The sequence below is a fragment of the Mycobacterium sp. TH-M15 genome, assembly GCF_057473705.1.
The window spans coordinates 1-3,609 of the sequence record NZ_JBYCLB010000128.1 but is presented as its reverse complement, the minus strand read 5'-3'; the positions used below and the strand labels follow the sequence as shown (position 1 = coordinate 3,609).

The 3,609-nt window shown below is 69.5% G+C and carries 5 protein-coding genes; all 5 read left to right on the top strand.

What is annotated here, in order from left to right; all coding sequences use genetic code 11:
• The coding region (locus tag AC2VNT_RS03185) for a DUF6541 family protein (RefSeq protein WP_486945479.1) at positions 1–917 on the top strand (917 nt) is incomplete at its 5' end.
• Positions 914–1,456 carry a bacterial proteasome activator family protein gene (locus AC2VNT_RS03180; RefSeq protein WP_486945478.1) on the top strand — a complete coding sequence of 181 codons (543 nt, stop codon included), beginning with the start codon at positions 914–916 and terminating at the stop codon, positions 1,454–1,456. The genes AC2VNT_RS03185 and AC2VNT_RS03180, both read left to right, overlap by 4 nt.
• A gap of 10 nt (positions 1,457–1,466) precedes the next feature.
• A complete protein-coding gene (wzt, locus tag AC2VNT_RS03175) occupies positions 1,467–2,267 on the top strand; it encodes a galactan export ABC transporter ATP-binding subunit Wzt/RfbE (RefSeq protein ID WP_486945477.1) in 801 nt (266 codons plus the stop codon).
• Positions 2,264–3,187 (top strand): galactofuranosyltransferase GlfT1, encoded by a 924-nt coding sequence (gene glfT1, locus AC2VNT_RS03170; RefSeq protein ID WP_486945476.1) that lies wholly within the window; start codon positions 2,264–2,266, stop codon positions 3,185–3,187. The genes wzt and glfT1 overlap by 4 nt, the downstream gene beginning before the upstream one ends.
• Positions 3,184–3,609: ABC transporter permease (locus AC2VNT_RS03165; protein ID WP_486945475.1), on the top strand; the 426-nt coding region annotated here is incomplete at its 3' end. The genes glfT1 and AC2VNT_RS03165, both read left to right, overlap by 4 nt.

Sequence of the window (3,609 nt, the reverse complement as noted above, 5' to 3'; positions counted from 1 at the left end):
ATTCGTTCCTCAGCCACCTGGGCCGTCGCACCGACCTGCGCGACGCGGTGCTTCAGCACACCCGCCACCTCAACGACTTCCCGATCCAGTACACGCTGTTGGCGCTGGCCGGGATCGGCGCGGTGCTGCTGCTGGCCCGGAAGATCTGGTGGCCGGTGGGGCTGTGGGCGGTGCTGGTGGTCGGGATCATGCACGCCTCCCAGCCGTTTCCCGGCCCGGCCGGCTGGGCGGTGGACCGGTTCACCGACCTGTTCTACAGCGACCCGCGCCGGCTATCGGCCGCCGTTACCCTGCTGTTGACGCCGATGGCCGGGATCGCGCTGGCCGCGCTGATCGCGCTGGTGACCCTCGGCGCCCGGCGGCTGCCCAAACGGTGGCGGAGCCCGCGGGTGGTCGGCGCCGCCGCCGCGGTGCTGCTGGTGGTCTCGACGGTCGGGCTGGCCCGGCACTACCTGCCGCGGCACCGGCTGCTGCTCGGCGACAAGTACGACTCGGTGATGATCGACCAGCGCGACCTGGACGCGTTCGCCTACCTGGCCGGCCTGCCCGGCGCCCGGGACACCCTGATCGGCAACGCCAACACCGACGGCACCGCGTGGATGTACGCGGTGGCCGGGCTGCACCCGCTCTGGACGCACTACGACTTCCCGCAGCAGCAGGGTCCGGGGCCGCAGCGGTACAGCTTCTGGGCCTACGCCGACGACGACGCCGATCCGCGGGCAGCCGAGGCGGTGCACGCCCTCAATATCCGGTACGTGCTGGTCAGTAGTCCGATCGTGCGTGGGTTCACCCTGCCCGAGGGGCTGCGATCGCTGGACGAGTCGAAGTCGTGGGTGAAAATCTACGACAATGGCGGGGCTCGCATCTACGAGTGGCGCGGCGACTTGTGTGACTGCGGCTGCTGTGGTGACAAATGACCGACAAAAATGACGAGGAGGCGAACCTGGTGAGCACCGACGACGACGACATCGAGGTTGTCGACGGCATCGACCCGCGGCTGGTGGCCAGCACCGGCCGGGCCGACGACGGGTCCGGCGACGACGAGTCGATCACCGACCTGATCGAGCAGCCGGCCAAGGTGATGCGGATCGGGACGATGATCAAGCAGCTGCTCGAAGAGGTGCGGGCCGCTCCGCTGGACGAGGCCAGCCGCAGCCGGCTGCGCGAGATCCACGCCGCCAGCATCCGCGAGCTGGAGCAGGGCTTGGCGCCGGAGCTGCGCGAGGAGCTGGACCGGCTGACGCTGCCGTTCAGCCAGGACGCCACCCCATCCGACGCCGAACTGCGGGTCGCCCAGGCGCAGCTGGTCGGCTGGCTGGAGGGGCTGTTCCACGGTATCCAGACCGCGCTGTTCGCCCAGCAGATGGCCGCCCGCGAGCAGCTGGAGCGGATGCGCCACGGGGCGCTGCCGCCAGGCCCCCCGCCCGGCCACTCCGACACCGGCCAGTACCTGTAGCGACCTGCCCGTGCCCAGCAGCGACGGCCCGTACATCCAGACCCGCGACGCCTGGGTGGAGTTCCCCATCTTCGACGCCAAGTCGCGGTCGTTGAAGAAGGCGTTCCTGGGCAAAGCGGGCGGGGCGATCGGCCGCAACACGTCCAACGTGGTGGTGGTCGAGGCGCTGCGGGACATCACCATGAGCCTGCGGCACGGCGACCGGGTGGGGCTGGTCGGCCACAACGGCGCCGGCAAGTCCACGCTGCTGCGGCTGCTCTCCGGGATCTACGAGCCGACCCGCGGCTCGGCCCGGGTGGTCGGCCGGGTAGCGCCGGTCTTCGACCTCGGCGTGGGCATGGACCCGGAGATCTCCGGCTACGAGAACATCATCATCCGCGGCCTGTTCCTCGGCCAGACCCGTCGCCAGATGCAGGCCAAGGTCGACGAGATCGCCGAGTTCACCGAGCTGGGCGACTACCTGTCGATGCCGCTGCGTACCTACTCCACCGGGATGCGGGTCCGGCTGGCGATGGGCGTGGTCACCAGCATCGACCCGGAGATCCTGCTGCTCGACGAGGGGATCGGCGCGGTGGACGCCGACTTCCTGAAGAAGGCCCGCACCCGGCTGCAGGCCCTGGTGGACCGCTCCGGAATCCTGGTGTTCGCCAGCCACTCCAACGACTTCCTGGCCCGGCTGTGCAAGACCGCGATGTGGATCGACCACGGCGGCATCAAGATGACCGGCGGCATCGAGGACGTGGTCCGCGCCTACGAGGGCGAGGACGCCGCCCGGCACGTGCGCGAGGTCCTGGACGAAGTCGCGACATGACCGAATCGGTGTACACCGTCGTCGTCACCCACCGGCGCCGCGACCAGCTGGCCAAATCGCTGGACGTGCTGGTGACGCAGAGCCGGGTGCCGGATCACCTGGTCGTCGTCGACAACGACTTCGGCAACGACCCGGTCGAGGCGGTGCGCGAGCTGGTCGCCGGTCAGCCGGTGCCGTCGACCTATCTTGGGTCGCGGCGAAACCTAGGCGGGGCAGGCGGATTCGCCTTGGGGATGCTGCACGCACTGGCGGCCGGCGCCGACTGGGTGTGGCTGGCCGACGACGACGGCCGGCCCGCCGATTCGGGGGTGCTGGCCACGCTGCTGGCGTGTGCGGCGCAGCACCGACTGGCCCAGGTGTCGCCGATGGTCTGCGACATCGACGACCCGGCCCGGCTGGCGTTCCCCCTGCGCCGTGGATTAGTGTGGCGGCGCGCTGTTTCCGAGCTGCGGGACGGCGGCGGCGGTGATCTCCTGCCGGGGATCGCGTCGCTGTTCAACGGGGCGCTGTTCACCGCGGACGCACTGGAGGCGGTCGGCGTGCCGGACCTGCGGCTGTTCGTCCGCGGCGACGAGGTGGAGCTGCACCGGCGACTGGTGCGGTCCGGGCTTCCATTCGGCACCTGCCTGACCGCGTCGTATCTACATCCTTGCGGCGCGGACGAATTCAAGCCGATCCTGGCCGGTCATATGCACGCCCAGTACCCCGACGACGCCGCCAAACGCTTTTTCACCTACCGCAACCGCGGTTACCTGATGGCCCAGCCGGGCATGCGCCGGCTGCTGGTGCAGGAGTGGCTACGGTTCGGCTGGTTCTTCCTGGTGTCGCGCCGGCTGGACGTCGCCGGGCTGCGCGAATGGATTCGGTTGCGGCGATTGGGCCGTGCCGAGCATTTCGACCGACCGCAGGAGCTGTCATGACATCCACCGATGCCGCCGGGTTCATCGACGCCGCCGCGGAGTCCCGGACGATGAAGCGCGCCTGGGGCGATCTGGTCGACGGCTACCACCGCTACGAGCTCTGGCTGCACCTGGGCTGGCAGGACATCAAGCAGCGCTACCGGCGCAGCGCGCTGGGCCCGTTCTGGATCACCATCGGGACCGCCACCACCGCGGTGGCGATGGGTGCGTTGTATTCCAAGCTGTTTCACCTCGACCTGGCGGTGCACCTGCCGTATGTGACGCTGGGGCTGATCATCTGGAACCTGATCAACGCGGCGATCCTGGAGGGCGCCGACGTCTTCGTCGCCAACGAAGGGCTGATCAAGCAGCTGCCGACGCCGTTGAGTGTGCACGTCTACCGGCTGGTGTGGCGGCAGCTGATCCTGTTCGCGCACAACATC